The 23893-nt window shown below is 30.0% G+C and carries 20 protein-coding genes; 16 read left to right on the top strand and 4 right to left on the bottom strand.

Going from position 1 to position 23893, the window contains the following annotated elements; translation table 11 throughout:
- Positions 1–29: 29 nt before the first annotated feature.
- Both argH and PTZ02_RS11590 read right to left on the bottom strand, forming a co-directional pair.
- On the bottom strand, positions 30–1415 hold the full coding sequence (argH, locus tag PTZ02_RS11595) for an argininosuccinate lyase (protein WP_274227940.1): 1386 nt from the start codon (positions 1413–1415) through the stop codon (positions 30–32).
- A 2-nt stretch (positions 1416–1417) separates the two neighbouring features.
- Entirely contained in the window at positions 1418–2644 is a 1227-nt protein-coding gene (locus PTZ02_RS11590) for an argininosuccinate synthase (RefSeq protein ID WP_274227939.1), read from the bottom strand.
- 308 nt (positions 2645–2952) lie between these two features.
- Between PTZ02_RS11590 and PTZ02_RS11585 the strand changes: the two genes are divergently transcribed.
- The 5 genes from PTZ02_RS11585 to PTZ02_RS11565 all read left to right on the top strand — a co-directional run bounded on the left by PTZ02_RS11585 (position 2953) and on the right by PTZ02_RS11565 (position 8623).
- The gene (locus tag PTZ02_RS11585) at positions 2953–3648 is read left to right on the top strand and encodes an ABC transporter ATP-binding protein (RefSeq protein ID WP_274227938.1); all 696 of its coding nucleotides are present in this window, start codon (positions 2953–2955) and stop codon (positions 3646–3648) included.
- 3 nt (positions 3649–3651) lie between these two features.
- Entirely contained in the window at positions 3652–4992 is a 1341-nt protein-coding gene (locus tag PTZ02_RS11580) for an ABC transporter permease (protein WP_274227937.1), read from the top strand.
- A 13-nt stretch (positions 4993–5005) separates the two neighbouring features.
- Complete coding sequence (locus PTZ02_RS11575) at positions 5006–6286, top strand: ABC transporter permease (RefSeq protein WP_274227936.1); 1281 nt, start codon at positions 5006–5008, stop codon at positions 6284–6286.
- A 121-nt stretch (positions 6287–6407) separates the two neighbouring features.
- Complete coding sequence (locus PTZ02_RS11570; RefSeq protein WP_274227935.1) at positions 6408–7115, top strand: response regulator transcription factor; 708 nt, start codon at positions 6408–6410, stop codon at positions 7113–7115.
- A gap of 11 nt (positions 7116–7126) precedes the next feature.
- A complete protein-coding gene (locus tag PTZ02_RS11565; RefSeq protein ID WP_274227934.1) occupies positions 7127–8623 on the top strand; it encodes a HAMP domain-containing sensor histidine kinase in 1497 nt (498 codons plus the stop codon).
- Positions 8624–8683: 60 nt separating this feature from the next.
- On the opposite strand, the gene PTZ02_RS11560 is transcribed toward PTZ02_RS11565, so the two are convergent.
- Together PTZ02_RS11560 and PTZ02_RS11555 are read right to left on the bottom strand one after the other, a co-directional pair.
- Positions 8684–9064 (bottom strand): DUF4363 family protein, encoded by a 381-nt coding sequence (locus tag PTZ02_RS11560; RefSeq protein ID WP_274227933.1) that lies wholly within the window; start codon positions 9062–9064, stop codon positions 8684–8686.
- On the bottom strand, positions 9061–9720 hold the full coding sequence (locus PTZ02_RS11555; protein WP_274227932.1) for a DUF421 domain-containing protein: 660 nt from the start codon (positions 9718–9720) through the stop codon (positions 9061–9063). The genes PTZ02_RS11560 and PTZ02_RS11555 overlap by 4 nt, the downstream gene beginning before the upstream one ends.
- A 133-nt stretch (positions 9721–9853) precedes the next feature.
- Here PTZ02_RS11555 and PTZ02_RS11550 point away from each other — a divergent pair, with 133 nt between their 5' ends.
- From PTZ02_RS11550 to PTZ02_RS11500, 11 genes are all read left to right on the top strand, one after another.
- Positions 9854–11512, top strand: coding sequence for a nucleoside kinase (locus tag PTZ02_RS11550; protein ID WP_274227931.1), 1659 nt, complete (start codon positions 9854–9856; stop codon positions 11510–11512).
- 101 nt (positions 11513–11613) lie between these two features.
- Positions 11614–12294, top strand: a complete 681-nt coding sequence (sdaAB, locus tag PTZ02_RS11545) for an L-serine ammonia-lyase, iron-sulfur-dependent subunit beta (protein ID WP_274227930.1) — start codon at positions 11614–11616, stop codon at positions 12292–12294.
- Between the two features lie 5 nt (positions 12295–12299).
- The gene (gene sdaAA, locus PTZ02_RS11540) at positions 12300–13184 is read left to right on the top strand and encodes an L-serine ammonia-lyase, iron-sulfur-dependent, subunit alpha (RefSeq protein ID WP_274227929.1); all 885 of its coding nucleotides are present in this window, start codon (positions 12300–12302) and stop codon (positions 13182–13184) included.
- A 20-nt stretch (positions 13185–13204) separates the two neighbouring features.
- Entirely contained in the window at positions 13205–13984 is a 780-nt protein-coding gene (locus PTZ02_RS11535) for a hypothetical protein (RefSeq protein ID WP_274227928.1), read from the top strand.
- An 82-nt stretch (positions 13985–14066) separates the two neighbouring features.
- The gene (gene recQ / locus PTZ02_RS11530; RefSeq protein ID WP_274227927.1) at positions 14067–15827 is read left to right on the top strand and encodes a DNA helicase RecQ; all 1761 of its coding nucleotides are present in this window, start codon (positions 14067–14069) and stop codon (positions 15825–15827) included.
- A gap of 84 nt (positions 15828–15911) precedes the next feature.
- Positions 15912–16253 (top strand): YbjQ family protein, encoded by a 342-nt coding sequence (locus PTZ02_RS11525; RefSeq protein WP_274227926.1) that lies wholly within the window; start codon positions 15912–15914, stop codon positions 16251–16253.
- Positions 16254–16434: 181 nt separating this feature from the next.
- A complete protein-coding gene (locus tag PTZ02_RS11520) occupies positions 16435–18357 on the top strand; it encodes a PrkA family serine protein kinase (RefSeq protein ID WP_274227925.1) in 1923 nt (640 codons plus the stop codon).
- Between the two features lie 4 nt (positions 18358–18361).
- Entirely contained in the window at positions 18362–19546 is a 1185-nt protein-coding gene (yhbH, locus tag PTZ02_RS11515) for a sporulation protein YhbH (protein WP_274227924.1), read from the top strand.
- Entirely contained in the window at positions 19536–20906 is a 1371-nt protein-coding gene (locus PTZ02_RS11510; protein WP_274227923.1) for a SpoVR family protein, read from the top strand. Before yhbH ends, PTZ02_RS11510 begins: the two co-directional genes overlap by 11 nt.
- Before the next feature lie 157 nt (positions 20907–21063).
- Positions 21064–21951, top strand: coding sequence for a metal ABC transporter substrate-binding protein (locus PTZ02_RS11505; RefSeq protein WP_274227922.1), 888 nt, complete (start codon positions 21064–21066; stop codon positions 21949–21951).
- Between the two features lie 97 nt (positions 21952–22048).
- Positions 22049–23839, top strand: a complete 1791-nt coding sequence (locus PTZ02_RS11500) for a MutS-related protein (RefSeq protein ID WP_274227921.1) — start codon at positions 22049–22051, stop codon at positions 23837–23839.
- Positions 23840–23893 lie beyond the last annotated feature (54 nt).

Raw genomic sequence — 23893 nt, 5'->3', positions numbered from 1 at the left:
GCCCCCTTTATTACTTTTCAAGTATATATTTATAATTTTCTATGCTCCTGAATAAAGGATTTTAGAACATCTAACTGTATTTTTACTGATTGAGAACTTGGTCCCCCAATAACCTTTCTTTCTTCAACACAAGTCTCCAGTGATATAGCATTATAAATATCTTCTTCAAATTCTGGTGAAAATTCTTTTAATTCTTTTAAAGATAATTCTTCAATATTCTTATTTTCATTTATACATTGTAAAACGATAGCCCCAACAACTTCATGTGCGTTTCTAAAAGCAACACCTTTTTTTACTAAATAGTCAGCAACATCTGTAGCATTAGTAAATCCTCCAAGTGCACCTTTTCTCATATTATCTTTTTTTACTTTTAGGGTTTTTAACATACCATTAAAAGTTCTAATTGAAAGAAAAGTGGTGTCTAATGCATCAAATAAAGCATCTTTGTCCTCTTGCATATCCTTGTTATAAGCTAATGGAATGCCTTTCATAAAGGTTAGAAGAGTGATTAAGTCCCCATAAACTCTTCCAGTCTTCCCTCTAACTAATTCTGCAACGTCAGGATTTTTCTTTTGAGGCATTATTGAACTACCAGTAGAATAAGCATCATCAAGTTCTATAAAGTTAAATTCTCCAGTACACCATAAGATTATTTCTTCAGAAAATCTTGAAAGGTGCATCATTATCATTGAAAGTGTAGAAAGAGTTTCGATCACATAATCTCTATCTGATACAGCATCCAAACTATTTAAACAAATTCCAGAGAAACCAAGCTCTTTAGCAACCATCTCTCTGTCAATTGGGTAGGTAGAAGTTGCTAATGCACCACTACCTAATGGCATTTGATCCATTCTCTTATAAGCATCTAAGATCCTTCCTATATCTCTCTTGAACATCTCACCATAGGCTAATAAGTGATGAGCAAAGGTTATAGGTTGAGCTTTTTGAAGATGCGTATAGCCTGGCATAATAGTTTGAATGTTTTCTTGTGATTTTAATAATATTGTCTCTTGCAAGTCTAAAAGAGTATTAACAAGAGAAGACAAACTCTTCTTTAAATACAACCTTGTATCCAAAGTAACTTGATCATTTCTACTTCTACCTGTATGGAGTTTTTTTCCTTCTTCTCCAATATAATAGGTAAGAGTAGCTTCAATAAAGGAATGTATATCTTCAGAAGATTGATCTATCTCAATAACCCCATTTTCAATTCGTTTATTTATTTCCATTAAGCCATAAATAATTTTTTCACCGTCTTCTTTTGGGATAATATTTTGATGAATAAGCATTTTGACATGTGCTAGACTTCCTTCAATATCTTCTCTAAACATCCTTCCGTCTGTTCTTATAGAAGAATTGAAATCATTAACTAGAGTGTCTACAGCTTTTTCAAATCTTCCGCCCCATAATTTCATAACTATTTCACTCCATCCATTTTTGCGTCCATTTTTGCTTTTACCGTAATTGGTAACCCAAATAGGTTAATGAATCCCTCAGAATCTTTTTGATCATATACTGCATCCTCGCCAAAAGTTGCATATTCTTCTGAATATAATGAATATGGTGAAGAAGTTCCAGCAGTTACTATATTACCTTTATAAAGTTTAAGTTTTACATCGCCAGTTACTGTTTCTTGAGTTTTATCAACAAAAGATGAAAGAGCTTCTCTTAGAGGAGTAAACCATTGTCCATAGTAAACTAACTCAGCAAATTTTAAAGCTACCTGCTCTTTATAGTGTAGAGTGTCTCTATCTAAACATAAATATTCTAACTCCTTGTGAGCATAATAAAGTATTGATCCACCTGGTGTTTCATAAACACCTCTTGATTTCATACCAACCAAACGGTTTTCTACCATGTCTATAATTCCAACTCCATTTTCTCCACCAACTTTATTCAATGCTTTGATTAATGAAACACCATCAAGTTTTTCACCATTTAAAGCAACCGGAATTCCTTTTTCAAATGAAAGGGTTATATAAGTTGGAGAATCAGGTGCTTTTTCAGGAGATACACCCATTTCTAATATTTCATCATATTTTGGTTCATTATTTGGATCTTCCAAATCTAAACCTTCATGACTTAAGTGCCATAGATTTTTATCCTTTGAATAATTTGTTTCGTAAGTTATTTTTATTGGAACATTCTTTTTGATTGCATATTCAATTTCTTCTTCCCTTGATTTTAGTTCCCATATTCTCCAAGGAGCAACTATTGGCATATCAGGCGCGAAGGCTTTTATAGTTAGCTCAAAACGAACTTGGTCATTACCTTTCCCTGTGCAACCATGAGCAATTGCATCAACTCCTTCAGCTTTAGCAATTTCAACCATTCTCTTTGCAATAACTGGTCTTGCAAAGGACGTTCCTAACAAATATTTTCCTTCATAAACTGCACCAGCTTTTAAAGTTGGGAATATATAATCATAAACAAATTCTTTTTGTAGATTTTCAATATATATCTTAGATGCTCCAGTCTTAATAGCTTTTTCTTCTAAACCTTCCAGCTCATCATCACCTTGACCAACATCGCCTACTACAGCTATAACTTCTTCACAACCATAGGTTTCCTTAAGCCACGGAATTATTATTGATGTATCTAAACCACCAGAATATGCTAATAAGATTTTGTTAAATTTTTTCATTAAAAGTACCCCCTTAGAATTACCAATTTGTGATATTATTCATTATAAGTCTTAATGAATATTTATGCAATAAATACTTATAAAATTCTTTTTTATTTATAAAATCATTAAAAGTAAAGGTTTAACATGAAACGATATGCAAAAAAGTGCATAAAAAATACATTTTTATTTATCATACTACTGTATAAAGTTTAGCATTTATGGTAATAATTTGATGGAATTAAGATAATCTTAAGATATAGATTATGATAAATTAAGGTTATTTATTTATAATAATCTTTAAAAATGAGTATAAAGGAAGGCAAGTTATGATTGAGATATCAAATGTTACCAAAAAGTATAGAATGGGAAAAGAAACAGTTGAAGCATTAAGAGGAGTTAACCTAAAGATTGAAAATGGTGAATTCTTGGCTATATTAGGTCCATCAGGATCTGGTAAGTCAACCCTTATGCATATAATTGGAGGACTTGATAAACCAACTAGTGGGACAATATCTGTGGAAGGAAAGGATATTTCTAAGTTAAAAGACAAGGAGATGTCAAAGTATAGAAATTCTACAATAGGATTCGTATTTCAAGCTTTTAATTTGGAAAATACACAAACTGCATTAGAAAATGTAATGATGCCATTAATTTTTTCAGGTGCATCTAAAAAGGAAAGAAAGATTAAGGCCTTAAAAGCATTAGAATTAGTAGGATTAACTGATTTGTCAAAACATAAGCCTACAGAAATGTCAGGTGGACAAAGACAAAGGGTTTCTATTGCTAGAGCACTTGTAAATGATCCAGCTATAATATTTGCTGACGAACCTACAGGAAATTTAGATTCTAAAACTGGAAGCAAGATAATGAATGTATTTAAAGAGTTAAATGAAAAAGGATATACGATAATTATGGTAACACATAATGAAAAAGAGGCTCTCAGAGCTAATAGAATTGTAAGAATTCAAGATGGTGAAATAGCTCAAGATAGCAGCAGTGACTCTCAAGTAAGGGAGGGGTAATAGATGAAGTTTAAAGATTCCATTGGTATGGCGTTTAGGGATTTAAAAAGAAGAAAAGGAAGAACCTTTTTAACTACTTTAGGAATTACTATTGGAACGATGTTATTAATATCAATGGTTGGACTTGGTATTAACTTCAAAAGAGTTTTACTAGAAAACCTAAATAGTGATGCAAGCAGTAAGCTAATAAGTGTAAGTAATATTAAGAATAATGTGGACACAGATGAGACAATGGATCTAAATTCTGAAAATGATTATAATGCATGGATGGAAGAAAACTCTTTGAAGATAGACAAAACTACACTAGGTGAAATTAGAAAAATTGAAGGTGTAGAAAGTATAAGAGCATATATTAGTGATTCGACAAACTATAAATATAATATTGCAGACAAGGATTATGAAGGTAGTATTAGTTTATTAGGTGCTAATTTAGATGATCCATTAATAACTGATAGTGCAATAAGTGATAAAAGAGAAAGTAAAAAGGATAAGTCTATTAATTTTATTAAATATGGTTCTACACTAACTAAAGGGGAAAAAGGACAGGTATTGCTTGGAGAAAATGTAATACTTGATAATAAGATAGATAATCCAGAAGCATTAATAGGAAAAACTTTTAAGGTTACAGTTGATACAATTGGTCTAGTAAAAGTAAAACCCTTTGTTAAGGAATTTAAAATAGCAGGAATTATAGATAAAAATTTTACTGAGGCTTCATCAATAGTGGTTAGTGATGAAGATTTGAGTGAAGTATTATCATTTAAGGAATCGTCAAAAAATTACTTGCAAGAGAAAGGATATTCTAATATATCTGTTGCAGCAAAGGATATAAAGAATGTAGATGGCATAGTAACCAAAATTGAAGACTTAGGTTATATGACAACATCGGCACAAGAAATGGCTAAATCAATTAATAAAATGTTAAATGGTATAAGTTTAATATTATCATCCTTAGGGGTAATAGTCTTAGTGGTAGCTGCTATTGGAATTATTAATACTATGATTATGGCTATATATGAGAAGTTCAGAAGTATAGGTGTAATGAAAGCAGTAGGTGCAAGTTCAAGGGATATAAAAAATATATTCTTAGTACAATCATCTTCCATTGGATTAATTGGAGGAGTTACAGGAGTTATATTAGGGTTTTCTCTAATTAAATTAGGACAAATATTTATAAATATATATTTGAAGAGTAAAGGATATTCAATGACATTAGAGTTCGGATTGCCAATATGGCTTGTAGCAGCTTCAGTTGGTTTTTCAATATTATTAGCTTTAATTGCCGGGATTTATCCAGCAAGCAGAGCATCGAAATTGAATCCTGTAGATGCTTTACAAAGTTAGGAGGGGTAACTAAATGAAGTTTACTGATGGAATTAAAATGGCGTTTTCAGACATAAGAAGAAGAAAACTAAGGAGTTTTCTAACTATCGTAGCGATATCAGTAGGAAGCCTCTTGCTTATGGCTATGCTTGGACTTGGAGATACCTTAGCAAAACAGGTGGAGAATATGTTTTCTACATTCTCAGATACACAAGAAATAACAGTTTTTAATATTAAACCTTCTGCAGCAGGTTCAGTTAGTATTAATGTTGGTGTGCAAGATAAAAATGCAGCTGGTCAAAAAAGAGAAACTAAAAATATTACTACAGAAGATTTAGATAAGATAAGTAAAATTTCTGGAGTAGAATATGTTAAGGCTATATTAGAAACAAAGCTAACTGGTGTTACTATAGAAGGAAACAGCGTACAAAATAAAGGTGTAACATTAAGAGGATATAATTTTAGCTACTACAAATCATTCAAAAATGATTTAGCCTATGGTAATGATTTTTCTAATGATAAAAATGAGATTATTGTTGGACAGAAGTATTTAAAGGCTATTGGAATAGATAATGGAGAAGATGTTCTAGGTAAAGAAATCACTTTAAAAGTTGATGCTCCTGTTATAGATGGTGTAGCGGTAAGACAATCATTTGCAACCAAAGGAAAAATTATAGGGGTATTAAAAGAAAGTAGTGATGAAAAGAGAAACATAATTTGTTCACAGCAAATAGCAGAAGAAGTTTTAAATTATTACTCAGAGAAAACAGATTATTTTAAAGAAACTGGTTATCCAAGCCTTGTAGTAAGAGCAAAGACTCTGGACGATGTTAAAACTATTAATGATGAAGTAAGGAATAAAGTAGGTTTTGAGACATTTACTATGGCAGAATTATCTCAAAAGATGGCAGCTGCTACAAAGAGCTTTAAGTTAATCTTTTCTGTTGCAGGAATAATAGTTATTTTAGTTGCAAGTATTGGATTAATTAATACTATGAATATGAGTATACAAGAAAAGAAAAAAACCATAGGAATTATGAAGGCAGTAGGAGCATCAAGAAGAGCAATAAAAAATATATTTTTAGTTCAGGCAGCTTTACTTGGAATTTTAGGAGCAATATTAGGTTGTGCTATAGCTGCTATAATTACGGTTGTACTTAATACCTATGTTTTAAAAGAAACTCAAGTAGTATTAAGTCTAGTAAACCTAGGTATATGTTTTGGAATAACTTTTGTGATTTCAACCATTTCAGGATTGATGCCGGCATCTAAGGCATCTAAAATGAACGTTGTTGAAATAATTAGTTATGAATAATCAGACAAAGTTTGCAAGTGAAACTCAGCCAGTGCTGGGTTTTGCTTTGTTTCTTGCAAGAAGAATATTATATAATATTTTTAAATAATGTAATATAATGGTTTTACCGAGGGGGGATAAAATGCGAAATATCTTAATTGTAGACGATGAAGTAGAGATAATTGAATTGATAGAATTATACTTAGAAAAGGATGGCTATAGGGTTTATAAGGCAGAAGATGGAATAGAAGCATGGAGAATTATAACTAGTGAAAAGATAGATCTAGTTTTATTAGATATAATGATCCCAGGGATTGATGGATATCAATTAGTAAAGAAAATTAGAGAGAAATATAATATACCAGTTATTTTTATATCGGCTAAGAGTGATGCAAATGATCTTATTCTTGGGTTAGGATTAGGAGCAGATGATTACATAATTAAGCCATTTAATCCACTTGAATTAAGCGCAAGAGTAGGAGCACATATAAGAAGATTTACAGAGCTTAAAGGGGAAGAAGCAGAATTTGTTAAAGATATAAAGAGTGGAAAGATAATATTAGGGACACTTGTACTTGATGAAAATCAATGTATGCTTTTAAAAGATAATAGAGAAATTATAATGACTGTAACTGAATATAAAATCATGAGATTTTTAATGAAAAATCCTAATAAGGTATTTACAAAAAAACAGATATTTGAACAAGTATGGGAAGATGAGTATTATGGGGATGATAATACAATTATGGTTCATATAAGTAATATTAGGGACAAGATAGAAGAATGTCCGAGGACGCCTAAGTACCTTAAAACTGTTAGAGGGTTAGGATATAAATTTCAATGGGATTAAGTGGTGAAAAAATGTTCAGAAAACTTAAGTTGAATAAGATTAAACCAACAGGTATTTTTTTCAAGATTACGCTAGGAAATATAGTTATAATTTCAATGACTGTTTTTTTGTTTTTAGTGTTATCTATTATTTTTGCATTATTTATGGTCAAGTTTTCATCTGATGCAATGAAAGATAATAATATAAAAAATTATATTGATACATTAGCTAAAGAGGACTATGAAAATATAGATATTTCAGTTATATCAAAATATGGCGGATGGCTTGAAGTGCTTAAAGACAATAAAATAATATACATCAAGGGAAATAAGCTAGATAAAGTAACAGAATACTCTACTGGAGAATTAGTAGATATGTTACAAGAAACATATAATTTGCCTTCAGTTAATTCCAATCTAAAAGAATATATATTTTGTAAAAGTTTTAAAGATAAGGTTGGACATGAATTGATTTTATTAGTCAAGTTTCCTGCAGGTGAAAATAAGGATACAAAACTAAGGTCAATGATGAATAATACTACCCCAGGATTTTATTATGATGAAAAAGATTTAGATGGAAAAATAAAAAAGATAATGTTATTGATTTATGGGGGATTTTTTATAACTAGTTTAATATTCTTGTTACTAATAAGTAAGTTAATTTCAAAGAATATAGCTAATCCTATAAAGCATATTATTAAGGGCATTGAGGAAATAAGTAGAGGTAATTACTCATATAGAATTAATTGCAGAGCAGATAGTGAATTAGCAACTATTAGAGATGCTTTAAATTCAATGCCCGAAAAGATTCAAAAGACAGAAGAAGAGAAAAATAAGATAGAAGAAAATAAAAAGATAATGATTGCAGATATTTCTCATGATTTAAAAACTCCTATTACATCAATAGAAGGATATGCAATAGCACTTAGAGACGATATGGTTTCAGATCCAATTAAAAGAAAAAAATATTTAGATTATATTTTAAAGAAAAGCGAAAGAATGAATTATTTAATAGATGAATTATTTTCATTTTCCAAAGTGGATGCATCTACGTTTAAATTAAATTTAGAGAAGATTGATATATGTGAGTTTTATAGAAGAACTATAATTGAACATTTACCTGAGCTAGAAAAAAGTAAGTTTAGTTACGAAATAAATATATACGATGAACCGATATTTATGAGCATTGATAAACAAGAGATGTATAGAGCAATATCAAACTTAATATCGAATTCACTTAAATACAATCCAGAAGGGACAAAGATAATTTTTAATTTAAGGAAAGTTCAAGAAGAAGTATTTATCGAGGTAATTGATAATGGAATAGGGATGGATAAAGAACTTCAAGAAGTAGTATTCTATGAATTTACAAGGGGTGATAAAACCAGAGTAAGTTCAGGAGGAGCAGGACTCGGACTAGCTATTTCAAAAAAAATTATTGAGCTGCATGGAGGGGAAATTGAATTATATAGCACATTAGGTGTTGGAACATCATTTAAGATAAGTTTAATGATAAATCATAATTCCTAAAATTAACATTACTATTAAATAGATAAGAAATAGAGGAGTTCCTCTATTTCTTATCTATTTTTAAAAAATATTTTTTATACTAACTTCCTGTAAGTCGAGTATATAATTTGTTGAAAATTTTATGGCATGCAGCGAAGCTAAAGCTTCTTCAGCATTGTGATATTTAATATATTGACTTAGTTTTGATGCTTCAATATTTAAGTTATCAAAATCTGTATGGTTTACATATAGAGCTACTGCAGAGGAATTATCCTTTATATAATCTATAAGCTCTACTGTGTTATCATAACTTTTTTCCCAGTTTTCTTCGGTTATTAGAGTCTCAGTTTCTTCAGAATTTTTCAATATATGTTCGCAAATACCTGTGAGCTTCCCATTTGCATAAAAGAGAAACCCTAAAAGAATAGCAAATAAAGCTATAGAAATTATTGAATTTCTCATTTCTTCTCACTCTCCATTTTTTCAAAGTCACCTTTTAGCTGATGTATTAACTTCCCAGTGCTATCTATTAATACAATAAAGGTATCTTCAATATTTACACCCTTGTTTTGAAGTTTTTGTTTCAGCCATTCAACATCTTTATTCATTTTAGATAAGGTTTCTTTATTATACTGACCATCAATATATAAAATAGCTGGTAAATTCATAATATTATTATCCATAGGAATTATAGAAAGCTGACCGTTATTTTCTAGTAAAGCATATTTAATCTTGGATATATCCAAGTTTCCACTAACTCTTAATTCCTCCATAAGATCATCAAGGTTTATTCTTTGACTTTTAAGTTCTTTTTCGTTTAACTTTCCATTCTTAATTATAATTGAAGGATTACCATCAATAATTTTTCTCATAAAGTTACTTTTTAGCTGAAGTTCTGTTAAAATAAGTTCTAGAATCAAAAGTGACATTATAGGAATAATACCCAAAATTAATGGAAGTCTTACATCCTGCATTGGAACAGTAGCAAGATCTGAAATAACTATAGTAATAACTAATTCATATGGTTGAAGTTCACCAATTTGACGTTTTCCCATAAGTCTAATTACTAAAACCACGAGAAGATATAAAATACATGTGCGAAATATAACAATAAACATAAAAACACCTCAAAAATAATATTAACTATTAATGAGAAATATATGTATAGTTATGAATTTTCAAAGCAATGTTATATAATATAATAAGGTATAATTTGTCAATATGTTTAATTCTTTTAGGAGGTATTGGGAAATGAAAAGCTTGAGTCTAACATTATGTAATGGTAAAAGTATTGAAGTGGAACAGGGAACCATATTAAAAGATATAATAGAGAAATATTATGAAAAAGATGAAATGTCAATAATGCTAGCAAAGGTAAATGGAAGATTTCGTGAATTAAGCAGTTCATTAGAAGAAAGCGGAACTTTTGAAGCAGTTAAAAATAATACCGTAGAAGGTATGCAAGTTTATGGAAGAACAATGACTTTCATATTTATCAAGGCTGCTTTAGATTTATTTCCTGATTCAAAGATAACTATGGAGCATTCTATTAGTAAAGGAATTTACGGAGAAATTCACAAAGAAAAGATATTAACTGAAGAAGATGTTAAGAATATAAAATCAAAAATGAAAGAATTGATTGAGAGGAATCTTCCTATAAATAAACTCAAAATATCGAAGCAGGAGGCCATTAATATCTTTGAAGGGTATGGGATGGTTGATAAGGTAAAACTTTTATCACATATGCAATTTGATAAGGTAAATGTTTATGAATTAGATGGAAGATATGATTATTTTTATGGCTATATGGCACCTAATACTGGAAGTGTTAGGTTGTTTGATGTTATTTTTTATGATCAAGGGTTTATATTAAGATACCCAGATGATAAAAATCCTACGAAAATAATTGAGTTTATGGAACATAAAAAATTATCTAATATATTTAGAGAAACTGAGCAATGGCTCAATATTCTAGGAGTCGGAGAAGTGGGATCTTTGAATGACAAAATGATTTCCAAAGATGCTCAGGATTTGATTAGAGTATCAGAAGCACTTCATGAAAAGAAAATTGCCTATATAGCAGATAAAATAAGTGAAGAAAAGGAAGTTAGAGTAGTATTAATTGCTGGACCTAGTTCATCAGGAAAGACGACATTCTCAAAGCGTCTATCTATTCAATTAAGAGTTAATGGTCTTCTTCCTATACCAATTTCATTAGATGATTATTTTATAGATAGAGATAGGAGTCCCTTAGATGAAGAGGGGAAACCGGATTATGAAAATATTAATGCACTTGATTTAGATTTATTTAATAAGCAGTTAGAATTACTTCTAAAAGGGGAAGAAGTTGAAATACCTATTTATAATTTTATTACAGGTACAAGAGAACATGAAGGTAGAAAATTTAGACTTCCTCAAAATGGTATTTTAGTTATTGAAGGTATTCATGGGCTAAACAATCAATTAACTGAGTCAATTGCAGACAAAAATAAATTTAAAATTTATATTAGTGCATTAACACAACTAAATCTAGATAATCATAATAGAATTGCAACAACTGATATAAGAAAAATAAGAAGAATTGTTAGAGATTATCTTACTCGTGGATATGGTGGGGAACAAACTTTAGAAATGTGGCCATCAATTAAGAGAGGGGAGGAACGTAATATTTTTGTTTTTCAGGAAGAAGCAGATGTTATGTTCAATTCAACTTTAGTATATGAGCTATGCGTTCTCAAAAGTTTTGCATTAAAAGAGTTAAATAAGATAAATGAGGATAGTTCTGTATTTTATGAAGCACAAAGACTGAAATCTTTTTTAAGTTTCTTTAAAGAAGTATCAGTAGATTTAGTACCAGAAAATTCTATATTAAGGGAATTTATTGGTGGAAGTTGTTTTTATAAATATTAATAAAGGGTTTTAAGTTCAACTAATAACTTATTTATGTAAGAATAAGTTAAGTTTCCTATAAAAAACCCTATAAATAATCAAAAGAAAAAGTGAGGAGCATTATGAAAAAGTATGATGTATTTGATATTATTGGTCCTATAATGATTGGACCCTCATCTTCACACACAGCAGGAGCAACAAGAATAGCTAGAATGGCTAGAATTGTTGCAGAAGAAGATATTAAAGAAGTTAGTTTCCTACTACATGGTTCTTTCTCAAAAACCTATAAAGGGCATGGAACAGATAGAGCATTAGCTGCAGGCATTTTGGGAATGAATCCAAGTGATATTAGACTTAGAAATTCCCTTGATATAGCTAAAGAGGCTGGAATAAAAGTAGAATTCATTGAAGCAAATTTAGGAGAAGTACATCCTAATACAGTTAAGTGTATAATTACTGGAAAAACTGGATTAGTATATTCATTAGTGGGATCATCTATTGGGGGAGGAAATATTCAAGTAATTGAGATAAATAATCAGAAGGTTGATTTCACAGGAAATTATCCAACATTAATAATTTCTCATAAGGATGTCCCAGGAAGTGTATCAAAAGTTACAGCATTATTATATAAGGAAAATATTAATATAGCATTTATGAAAGTATTTAGAAGTGAAAAAGGTAAAGATGCAACCATGTTATTTGAAGTAGATAATCCAATCCCAGACCTAATTATGGATGAGATTAAATCTATCAATGATATTTCCAAAGTAATAAGAATAAATCCAATAAAAGAAGGAGAATAAGAATCATGTTTGCAAAAGATGGGTTAGAATTATTAGAGATATGTGAAAGTAAAGGTATATCTTTAAGTGAGTATGCTATATTGTACGAAATGGATTCTAAGGAAGCTACAAGAGAAGAAGTAATAGAATTAATGAGAAAACATTATGAAGTCATGAAAAAGTCTTGCAGTGAAGGAATGGAGAAAGAAGTATATTCTGTAAGTGGATTAATTGGTGGAGATGGATATAAAATAAAAAAATATTTAAATAGTGGAAAATCAATTACTGGAAATGTTATGATAAAAGCAATGGGAAGAGCAATATCCTGTGCTGAAGTAAATGCATCAATGGGGCAAATAGTAGCATGTCCGACTGCTGGGTCTTGTGGGATACTACCAGCAGTTATATTGACAGCTGGAGAAAAATTAGAGCTATCCGAAGATGATCAAATTAAAGGATTATTTTCAGCTGCAGCATTAGGACTGATTATTGCACAAAACGCTACATTAGCAGGGGCAGAGGGTGGTTGTCAGGCTGAATGTGGTTCAGCAGCAGCTATGAGTGCGGCAGCAGTTGTTGAAATGATGGGAGGAACTCCTAAAATGAGCTTGGATGCTGCGGCTATTGTATTTAAAAATATAATTGGATTAGTTTGTGATCCAATAGCTGGGTTAGTTGAAGTACCTTGTGCTAAAAGAAACTTTGCAGGAGCAATTAGTGCACTTACAACAGCAGATTTAGTTATGGCGGGTGTTGAAAGCAAAATTCCTTTTGATGATGCTCTTTCTGCCGTATATACAGTAGGAAAAAACATGCCTAGTGAGCTAAGAGAAACTGCTTTAGGTGGGCTAGCAATAACTAAAACTGGGATGGAGTTAAAGGAAAAAGTATTTAATAATCTTGAAAAGTAACTTGTATAGGGGGAAAGTTTATGAATTTTGTAGAAGAGGTTGAAAAGTTTCAGCTTATTAAAGGCAGTGATGCATATGAAATGGCTAAGTTAGAAGTATTTTTGAGACTAGAGAAAGTATACATAGCAACTAGAGGAGGAAATATAGCAGTTTTTCCATCAAATATTAATAGAACTAAATCCATCTATGTGTATACTAATAGAGAATTTATAAAAGATGATGGAAATAACTATGATGAGATTTCCTTAGAGAAGTTTAATATTATTTTAAAAAATAAAGGCAATAATTTTAATAATTGTTTTATTAATAATAATACCGAATTTAGTATTATTTTAGCAGGAAATATACCTTATTTTATAAGAAGATATGATGATTTATATGCTAAATCGATTAATTTTGATGTTAACTTCTCAAATACTGTTAGTGTTCAAACAAGTACAAATCCACAGACTACTGTAGGTACTCAGACTTACAACGTGGATAATAGAGTGCAAAATAGCAAAACCATTTTACCAGACAGAGTATATTTGGTAGCTAGAGATGCTGCAGATTTAAATAACATTGATTACTATATAAGAACATCATCAAATGACAATTATGCATATTTGTATTACAGTTCAGCTCAAGGAAATAATAATGTTTTCAAGGAACAGTTATATTGGGCAAAATTAGTTGGAATAAGTAAAAATCATTTTATAGAAACCATCATGCCAGATTTAAAGCAAAAAGGTATAAATAAGATAATATTAAACTTTGGAACAAAAGATGGCATAATAGTGGAGATAAATGATATTATATAAGCTATTTATAAAAAACTCGGTTTATACCGGGTTTTTATAGAATATGATTATTAAAATGCTTTTATGGATTAAAGGTGAGTAAATGTATTTAAGAAAAGAAGCAGAAAAAATATTAAAAGATATATATGGATACACAGAATTTAAAGAAGGACAATGGGAAATAATAAACAGCATACTTCATGGAAAAGACACATTTGGAATTTTATCTACTGGAGCAGGTAAATCGGTATGCTATCAGATTCCAGCATTGCTACTTCCGGGGATTACTTTGGTTATTTCTCCACTCATATCTCTTATGAAGGATCAAGTAGATAGTTTGAATCAATTAGGGATAGATGCAGTTTATATTAATTCTTCTATTACTTTAGAGAAGGTTAAGCTAATAGAAAAAGAGATACTTAGTGGTAAGTACAAAATTGTATATATGGCACCAGAACGCTTAAATTCAAAGTTTACGTTAAAATTATGCAATAGTATATTAATCTCACAAGTTGCAATTGATGAAGCTCACTGCGTTTCACAGTGGGGACATGATTTTAGAACTAGTTATAGAGAAATATCTCCATTTATATCAAAGTTAAATTCTTCACCTGTGATTTCAGCATTTACTGCTACTGCTACTGAAGAAGTAAGAAAAGATACTATAGAACTTTTAAACCTCAGAAATCCATATACATATATAGGAAGTTTTAATAGAGAAAATCTAATTATCTATGTAAATAAGGAAGAAGATAAGTTAGAGTTTGTAAAAGATTATCTTCGAGATAATACAAGTAGCGGAATTGTGTATTGCCTTACTAAAAAAGAGGTAGATGGTCTATATGATTATTTAAATGATATAGGATTTTCTGTTTCAAAATATCATGGTGGAATGAAGGAAGAAGAGAGAAATTTCAATCAGGAAGAATTTCTTTTAGATAATAAAAATACAATGATAGCAACAAATGCATTTGGAATGGGAATAGACAAATCAAACATAAGATATATTATACATTTTTCTATACCTAAAAATATTGAAAGTTATTACCAAGAAATAGGAAGAGGTGGAAGAGACGGAGAAAGCTGCAAGTGTCATTTGTTATATTCAAGGGAAGATATAGCATCAGTAGAATATTTAATAAATACTACAAGCTTGATGAATAGACGAGAAATTGAACTACGTAAGCTTAACGAATTTCTATCTTTTTGTGAAAGTGAAGGGTGTTATAAAGAATATATATTAAATTACTTTGGAGAGAAAACCACTAAGGGCTACTGTAATAACTGTTCTAATTGCTTTAAAAATGAGGAAATACTTGATTTCACTATTGAAGCTCAAAAGATTTTATCTTGTGTATATAGAACTCAACAAAGTTATGGCATGTCAGTTCTTATTGATATTCTAAGAGGAGTAAAGGGTCCTAAAATAATTCAAAATACATTAAATAATCTTTCGACTTTTGGCATAATGAGAGAATATTCTTCTAGTTACATAAGAACTATAATTAGGGGTCTTATAGATAATGGATATGTGCAATTAAAAGAAGGCACCTATTCTATGCTTAAGTTAAATGATAAGTCTATAAGAATTTTAAAAGGAGATTCAAAGGTATTTTTGAAGTTGGATAAGAGTGCAACAATGGTTTGTGAAGATGAAGAGTTATTTAAAAAGTTAAGAATTTATAGGAAAGACAAATCAGTTGAGGAAAAAGTAAAACCATATATATTGTTTAGTGATAGAACTCTAATTGAATTAGCAAATAAAAAGCCAAAAAGTGAAGAGGAGTTAATTTTAATTCAAGGTATTGGCGAGAGAAAACTTAAGAATTATGGTAGGGATTTATTAAAGATTATAAATAACTGAGAATTAAGATATTCTTAAGAGGATATTAATGTAAGCTAAAAAAACACATGGTATAATATAGAAAAAATGAAATGAGGGTTTATTATGGATAAAAAGTTAGTTACTACAGCTTTTGATTTACATGGTTACACAATTGTTGAGAATTTAGGCCTTGTTAGAGGTATTATAGTTCGTTCTAGAAGTATAGTTGGTAACATTGGAGCAGGTTTACAAAGCATAGTGGGTGGAAATATAAGTATATATACTGATTTATGTGAAACTGCAAGAGAAGACTCTTTTGAACTTATGCTAGAACATGCAGCAGATCTTGGAGCTAATGCAATAATAGGCGTTAGATACGATGCAAATGAAGTAGCTCAAGGAATAACAGAGGTACTATGCTATGGAACAGCTGTAAGAGTTGAAAAAAATCAAATTGTTGAATAGATAATTAAACAAAAAAGGTAGAGGGATTTCCTCTACCTTTTTTGTTTATAAAATAAGTAAATATGATAAAGTATTAATTTTTAATAGTAACTATTAAATAGATATTATTACTTTGATAATTTTTTTTTGTAATAAGATGTTTATCTATATGAATATATTTAAACAAAGGAGGGATGTGCTTATGAACTTCAAGGAATTTATTCAAAGTGATAGAGAGAAGCATAACAAACATAAATTTCAAGGTACATTTTTAGACTATTTACAAATAGTTAAGGAAAATCCTGATGTAGCGAAGCTAGCTCACGAGAGAATATATGATATAATCCTAAGCCAGGGATTTAGAAATTTAAGGTCAGAGGATAATCCTAAAATTAAAAAGCTTTTTGGTAGTGAAGGTGTTAAGAGGTACAATTTTTTCACAGAAGATTTTTTTGGAATTGATAAAGTTATTATGAAACTTGTAAACTATTTTAAAGCTGCATCAATGAAAGGTGAAGAAGCAAGACAGGTCTTGTATCTTGTAGGACCAGTAGGAGCAGGAAAGTCTTCATTAGTAGAGTCACTTAAACAAGCATTAGAAACTGCTGATCCAATCTACTCATTAAAAGGATGTCCAATGCATGAGGAACCATTACACTTGATACCAAAGCATTTAAGAAAGAATTTTGAAGAATCTCTAGGTGTACAAATAGAAGGAGATTTGTGTCCAGTATGTAAATATAGACTTATCAATGAGTTTAATGGTAAATATGAAGATTTCCCTGTAGAAACAAAGAACTTTTCTATAAGAAGCAGAAAGGGGATAGGGGTAGTACCTCCTGTAGACCCAAATAATCAAGATACATCTATATTAACTGGTTCAGTAGATATATCCAAAATGGATATGTACCCTGAAGATGATCCAAGAATTTTTTCGCTAAATGGAGCATTTAATGTTGGAAATAGAGGACTAGTTGAATTTATAGAAGTATTTAAAAATGATGTTGAATATCTGCACACAATTATCACAGCAACTCAAGAAAAATCAATACCTTCACCAGGTAAAGGTTCCATGATATATTTTGATGGATTGATAATAGCACATTCTAATGAGGCTGAATGGAATAAGTTTAAATCAGATCATACAAATGAAGCTATATTAGATAGAATAGTAAAGATAGAAGTACCATACTGTTTAGAATTAAACGAAGAAATAAAAATATATGAAAAGATTATAAATAAGAGTAATTTTAAGGCTCATATAGCTCCACATACTCTGGAAATCGCAGCTATGTTTGCTATTTTATCAAGATTAGTACCTTCAGCCAAAGTAGATCCGATAACAAAGCTGAAAATTTACAATGGAGAGGATATTGTGGAAAAAGGAACCACAAAGAGAATTGATATTGGTGAACTTAGAGAAGAAGCTGGGCCTATGGAGGGCATGAAGGGGATATCAACTAGATTTATTATAAAGGCTATAGATAATGCACTATCTAATTCAGAATTTAATTGTATTAATCCACTTTCAATAATGGAGACCATGATCAAATCTGTAAAGGAGATGGACATATCTCAAGAGGAAAAGAAAAAGTATTTAGGACTAATACAAGATAATATTAGAAAAGAATATAATAAGGTTCTCGAAAAAGAAATTACTAAAGCATTTATACATTCATTTAGAGAACAAGCTGAAAGCTTATTTAATAACTATATTGATAATGCAGAGGCGTATGTTAATAAAAGTAAGCTAAAAGATGTAGCGACAGGAGAAGAATTAAATCCAGATGAAGTATTTATGAGGAGTATAGAAGAACATATAGGTATATCAGAAGCCTCTTCGAAGGGCTTTAGGTCAGATGTAACTTCATATATGTTCTATGTAGTTAGAAATGGAGGGAAATTAGATTATACCTCTTATGAACCACTTAAAGACGCTATAGAAAAGAAATTAATTGCATCAGTAAGAGATCTATCAAGGATTGTAACCAAATCTAGAGTTAGAGATAAAGAGCAGGATGAAAAATATAATGCCATGGTAGAAGAAATGAAATTGAGTGGATACTGTTCACATTGTTGTGATGTAATTCTAAAGTATGCTGCCAATAATCTATGGAAGGATTGATAAAATGGCTGCAATATTTAGAGATAACTCTGAAACACCAGTGGAGCATGATAGATCAATAGAGGATAGACGTAGGCATAGACAGTTAGTAGAGAAATCTATTAAAGAAAATCTAGGAGATATATTATCTGAAGAAAGTATAATTGGAGAAAGTAAAAATAAGAAATTCAAGATTCCGATTAGAGGAATAAAAGAATATCAATTTATATTTGGTAAAAATGCTAATGGTGTAGCAACTGGAACAGGAGAAGAAAAAAGAGGAGATAAAATAGGATCTTCAGAAGGAAATGGAAAAGGTAGTAATAAAGCAGGAAATAGTGAAGGAGAAGATATATACGAAACTGAAATTACATTAGAAGAATTAATGGACTATATTATTGAGGATTTAGATTTACCTAATCTAGATAGAAAAAAATACTCTGAAATAGTTACTGAAAGTAGTGGTAGGAAAAGAGGTTTTCAAAAGTATGGTATTAATCCAAGATTAGCAAAAAAGAAAACAGTTATGGCTAAAATAGCCAGAAAGCAGGGAAAGAAGAGAGCATTATTTGAAGCTAATAAAGAAGAGGCCTTGGAGAGATTCCCATTTAGAGAAGAAGATTTAAGATATCATAGAGTAAAGATGAAACCTAAAAAAGAGAGTAATGCAGTACTTATGTTCATAATGGACGTATCAGGTTCAATGGATGTAAGTAAGAAGTATATGGCTAGAAGTTTTTTCTTTGTTTTATCAAAGTTTATTAGGAGAAAATACAATAATATAGCATTTGAATTTATATCCCATACTACCTCGGCCAAACTAGTTAATGAATATGAATTTTTTCATAAGGCTGAATCTGGAGGAACATATATTTCTTCAGGATTAAATTTAGCCTTAGACCTAATAAAGAAAAAATATCCTCCGGATTATTGGAATATTTATCCCTTCTACGCATCTGACGGAGATAATTGGAGTGAGGATAATGAAAGAGCATTAGAGGCAGTTAATAAGTTGTGTGATGTTTGTAATATGATGGGATATGCAGAATTATTACCTTCAACATACTCTACAACAATGTATTATAGATTTCAAAAAGAAATAAATAGGAAGAATTTTTTATCAGTAGTGGTTAAGGAAAAGAAAGATTTGTGGCAAGGAATAAAATTCATGTTAAGTAAAGAGTTGAAGGAGGATTCCTATGGATTATAGCTTAAATGATCTTAAAAAGTGGAATGAAGTAATTGAGGACAAGGCAAGAGAATTAGGATTGAATTTTTATCCTCAAGAATTTGAAATAATAGGCTATAACGATATGATTTCTTATGAAGCATATGTAGGAATGCCATCTAGGTATCCACATTGGAGTTTTGGAAAGTCCTATGAAAAAACAAAAACATTGTATTCATTGGATTTGACTGGATTGGCATATGAAATGGTTATTAACTCTGACCCATGCTTAGCATACTTAATGAGAGAAAACACTCAATTACTGCAAATCTTAACTATGGCTCATGTTTATGGTCATAATGATTTCTTTAAAAATAACAGGCTGTTTAAGGAAGGCACAAGAGCTAAAAATACTTTAGAGATGTTTAAGCTTGATGGAGATACAATTAGAAGATTTATTAATCATCCATCAATAGGATATGAAAAAGTGGAAAGAGTTCTGGATGCTGCACACGCCATTAAGTTTCAAATTCCAAGAGTGATAGGAGAAAAGAGAATAACCAATGAAGAAAGAAAAGAAAGAATGATGAGTGATTATAACAAGAGCATACAAGATAAAAATATATTGGATGAAGATAATTTAATAGAAGTTCCAGATATCAATAAAATTCCATTAGAGCCTGAAGAGGATGTGGTAGGATTTTTAATACAGTATGGGGATTTAGAAGAGTGGGAGAAGACTATTTTAAAAATAGTTAAGAGAGAAACTGAATATTTTTTGCCACAGGTTGAAACCAAAATAATGAATGAAGGATGGGCTAGTTTTTGGCATTATAATATTTTGAATTCTTTAGATTTACCACAATCACTGCAATTAGAGTTCTTAAAAAGGCATAATGACGTAATTGCTCCAATGGTTGGGGGCTTGAATCCATACTATATCGGATTTAGACTTTTTCAATATATCGATGAGACCTATGGAAGAAAGAAAATATTTGAAGTAAGAGATATTGATAGAGATGCATCATTTTTAAGAAGATATCTCACAAGAGATTTATGTGAGGAATTGAATTTATTCCAGTATGGAAAAAAAGGATTTGATTTTTTAGTTGAAGAAGTTTCAGATGAACAAGGGTGGGAAAGTATACGAGATTTAATTTCTTTCAATGCAGGATTAGGTTCAATACCATGTATAAGGGTAATAGATTATAATACAAAGGAAAATTCAATTGTGCTTGAACATGTATTTGATGGCAGAGAATTAGAGCTTAATTATGCTAAAGAAACACTAAAATATGTGCAAGAGCTTTGGGGAAGAAAAGTGGTCTTAATAACTAAAGGTAAAAATGGAGATGAATTAAAAATTATATGCGACGAGAATAAAAAAATAATAACTCAATGATTTAGCTATAAAATAATGAAGACAGAGACGTTTATGTCTCTGTCTTTTAGTTAATAATGTTTGATGGGTGCTAAAGCTTGACAAGGTTTTTAGCAGATGATAGTATAATAAGGTAAATGCAAATCATTTGCATAAAGAAGATTCTTAGAGGTGTATAATGAGGAAAAAAAGTTTAATATTAGTAATGATTATCTTTAGCATAGTGGCACTTTTTAGTGGGTGCAGTAATAAAAAAGAAGTTAGTGATGGCAAAATAAATGTTATAGTGAGTTTTAATCCACTAAAAGATTTTACTGAAGCTATCGGAGGCGATAAAGTAAATGTAGAAAGTTTAGTTCCAGGAACTTCAGAACCTCATGATTTTGAACCAAAGACCAAAGATTTTGCAAAACTTACAGAGGCAGATATTTTTATATATAGTGGTTTAGGATTAGAAGATTGGATTGAGGATGTTAAGAATAACATTGGTGATAGTAAAGTTAAGTTGATTGAAGCTACAGAAGGAATTAATGTGTTAAAAACTGATGGAGCTACAGATCCACATGCTTGGCTTTCTCTTATAGAAGCACAGAAGATATGCGAGAACATAAAGAATAGTCTTCAAGATAAAGATCCTAAAAATAAAGAATACTATGAAACTAGATACAAAGAGTATAAGGATTCACTTCAAAAACTTTATGATGATAACATAAAAAGATTTAATGTTCTTAATAATAAGGATTTTATAACATCTCATGAAGCTTTCGGATACTTATGTAGAGATTTTAATCTTCAGCAGAAATCTCTAGAAAATTTGTTTGGGGAGGGAGAGAATACTCCTCAGAAGCTCGCAGAAATAGTTACTTATGCAAAAACAAATAAAATTAATACAATATTCATGGAGAATTCAGGTAGTGAAAAGGATGCTGAAACAATATCAAGAGAGTCAGGTTCAAAAATACAAAAAATATATACACTAGAAACAAGAGAAGATAATTTGAACTATTTAGACGCAATGAAAGAAAATTTAGATAGAATATATAATAGTTTAAGTTCAATAAAATAGGAAAAAGAAGGGATATATGTCTCTTCTTTTATTTATTTTTGGGGTATAATGTATTAATAGAGATAAACTTTAGTAAGATTGGAAACGGTGGGATTTTATGAGTAGTCAAAAGATTTATGAGGGAAATATTGAGAAAATAAATGAAAAAATAGACGAGGTAAATTCAAGTATAAATAGAATTGCACTAATACGGGGGATAATATTTATTCTATTTGGAATTTCAGTGTATTATATAATAAAACAAAAAGGATTTGCCTTTATTTTAGCTTCATTGTTATTAATATTAGTATTTGTATTTATTGCATATATTCACACAAAAGAAAAAGAAAAACTTAAGGAATTTAACTTATTAATTGATATTAATAATGAACATATTAAAAGAGCAAAAGGTGAATGGAAAGAATTTAATGATAAGGGAGAAGAATATTTAAGTTCAGAACATCCTTTTATAAATGATTTAGATATATTTGGTGATAATTCGCTTTTTCAGTGGATAAATACTACTAAAACCTTTTATGGGAGAGAAAAGCTTGCAGAAATACTTTCTAGCACAGAAACTGGAACGGCTGAAGAAATTTCTAAAAGGCAAAAATCTCTAAAAGAGTTAGCAGCAAAGATCGATTTTAGGCAGAGACTTGAATTTATACCTTTACTGAGAAAAAGTCCTATTGAAAAGACAAAAAACTTTATTAGTTGGGTTAAGGAAGAAAATTCATGGTTTTTGTCCTCACAAGCTAATCTAATTAGATTTATAATGCCTATAATTTCAATTGTAATATTAGGATCTGTTATCATTTTTAAAAAGCCGGTTTCATTATTTCTACTAGCTTTAATTGTAAATGGAGCTATATTAACATTAAAGAAAAAGGAAATAGGAAGAGCATTAGAGGAGATTTACTCTTTTAAAACTAATTTGTCTTCTTATTACAAGATGATAGCAGCTATTGAAAATGAAGACTTTAAAGAAGAAATTAATTTAAATGTAGTAGGAATATTAAAAGGTAATGTAATGGCTTCAAATGAGATGAAAGAGATAACATCCATTGGAGATATGCTATTTGATAGAGGAAATATGATATATTGGATTTTTAATTCCTTACTAATGTGGGATTTTGTTCTTATGGCTAAACTAGAAAGGTGGAAACTAAAGAATAAAAATAGCGTTGAACTTTGGCTTGATGCGTTAGGAGAAGTAGAAGCCTTATCAGCATTAAGTAATATATATTTTGATAATGAAAATTGGAGCATTCCTGAAATTATTGAAGAAGATGAAATAGTAGCAGAGGATTTGGCGCATCCATTAATTGTGCCTCAAGGAATAAAGAATTCCTTTAACTTAACTAAGCCAATTCAAACAGCACTTATTACTGGTTCAAATATGTCAGGAAAGAGTACCTTTCTGAGGACAATAGGTATTAATATGGTGTTTTCTTACTTAGGGTTACCCGTAAATGGCAGGAAACTTAAGCTTGGTGTAATGATTCCGTATACTTGTATGAGAACCAAGGATAATCTGGAGGAAGGTATTTCATCTTTTTATGCTGAAATATTAAGAGTAAAAAATATAATAAGAGCAACAGAAAGCGAAAAGAAAGTATTCTACTTACTTGATGAAATTTTTAAAGGAACAAATTCAGTAGATAGACATACTGGTGCTGAAATGCTTATAAAGCAACTTATGGGTAAGGGAGCAAAAGGCTTAGTTTCAACTCATGATTTAGAATTGTGTGAGCTTGAACAAGAAGATAGAAGAATTAAAAATTTACACTTTAGAGAGTATTATGTAGATAATGAAATTAGGTTTGACTATAAACTTAGAGAAGGAAAAAGTACAACTAGAAATGCAGAATATTTAATGAAGATGGCCGGAATAAGACTAGATAATTAAATTTGGGTAACGAAAATTTAGTAGAAATTTCATATCTTTTTAAACTTTGTTCTC

This window comes from Clostridium sp. 'White wine YQ', from assembly GCF_028728205.1.
GTDB lineage: Bacteria > Bacillota > Clostridia > Clostridiales > Clostridiaceae > Clostridium_T.
This window is presented reverse-complemented; position numbering and strand designations above follow the sequence as displayed.

What these genes read in the sequence shown, in the direction of transcription:
- argH (WP_274227940.1), bottom strand. Translation starts at nt 1,415, where the DNA reads ATGAAATTATGGGGCGGAAGATTTGAAAAAGCTGTAGACACTCTAGTT.
- PTZ02_RS11590 (WP_274227939.1), bottom strand. Translation starts at nt 2,644, where the DNA reads ATGAAAAAATTTAACAAAATCTTATTAGCATATTCTGGTGGTTTAGAT.
- PTZ02_RS11585 (WP_274227938.1), top strand. Translation starts at nt 2,953, where the DNA reads ATGATTGAGATATCAAATGTTACCAAAAAGTATAGAATGGGAAAAGAA.
- PTZ02_RS11580 (WP_274227937.1), top strand. Translation starts at nt 3,652, where the DNA reads ATGAAGTTTAAAGATTCCATTGGTATGGCGTTTAGGGATTTAAAAAGA.
- PTZ02_RS11575 (WP_274227936.1), top strand. Translation starts at nt 5,006, where the DNA reads ATGAAGTTTACTGATGGAATTAAAATGGCGTTTTCAGACATAAGAAGA.
- PTZ02_RS11570 (WP_274227935.1), top strand. Translation starts at nt 6,408, where the DNA reads ATGCGAAATATCTTAATTGTAGACGATGAAGTAGAGATAATTGAATTG.
- PTZ02_RS11565 (WP_274227934.1), top strand. Translation starts at nt 7,127, where the DNA reads ATGTTCAGAAAACTTAAGTTGAATAAGATTAAACCAACAGGTATTTTT.
- PTZ02_RS11560 (WP_274227933.1), bottom strand. Translation starts at nt 9,064, where the DNA reads ATGAGAAATTCAATAATTTCTATAGCTTTATTTGCTATTCTTTTAGGG.
- PTZ02_RS11555 (WP_274227932.1), bottom strand. Translation starts at nt 9,720, where the DNA reads ATGTTTATTGTTATATTTCGCACATGTATTTTATATCTTCTCGTGGTT.
- PTZ02_RS11550 (WP_274227931.1), top strand. Translation starts at nt 9,854, where the DNA reads ATGAAAAGCTTGAGTCTAACATTATGTAATGGTAAAAGTATTGAAGTG.
- sdaAB (WP_274227930.1), top strand. Translation starts at nt 11,614, where the DNA reads ATGAAAAAGTATGATGTATTTGATATTATTGGTCCTATAATGATTGGA.
- sdaAA (WP_274227929.1), top strand. Translation starts at nt 12,300, where the DNA reads ATGTTTGCAAAAGATGGGTTAGAATTATTAGAGATATGTGAAAGTAAA.
- PTZ02_RS11535 (WP_274227928.1), top strand. Translation starts at nt 13,205, where the DNA reads ATGAATTTTGTAGAAGAGGTTGAAAAGTTTCAGCTTATTAAAGGCAGT.
- recQ (WP_274227927.1), top strand. Translation starts at nt 14,067, where the DNA reads ATGTATTTAAGAAAAGAAGCAGAAAAAATATTAAAAGATATATATGGA.
- PTZ02_RS11525 (WP_274227926.1), top strand. Translation starts at nt 15,912, where the DNA reads ATGGATAAAAAGTTAGTTACTACAGCTTTTGATTTACATGGTTACACA.
- PTZ02_RS11520 (WP_274227925.1), top strand. Translation starts at nt 16,435, where the DNA reads ATGAACTTCAAGGAATTTATTCAAAGTGATAGAGAGAAGCATAACAAA.
- yhbH (WP_274227924.1), top strand. Translation starts at nt 18,362, where the DNA reads ATGGCTGCAATATTTAGAGATAACTCTGAAACACCAGTGGAGCATGAT.
- PTZ02_RS11510 (WP_274227923.1), top strand. Translation starts at nt 19,536, where the DNA reads ATGGATTATAGCTTAAATGATCTTAAAAAGTGGAATGAAGTAATTGAG.
- PTZ02_RS11505 (WP_274227922.1), top strand. Translation starts at nt 21,064, where the DNA reads ATGAGGAAAAAAAGTTTAATATTAGTAATGATTATCTTTAGCATAGTG.
- PTZ02_RS11500 (WP_274227921.1), top strand. Translation starts at nt 22,049, where the DNA reads ATGAGTAGTCAAAAGATTTATGAGGGAAATATTGAGAAAATAAATGAA.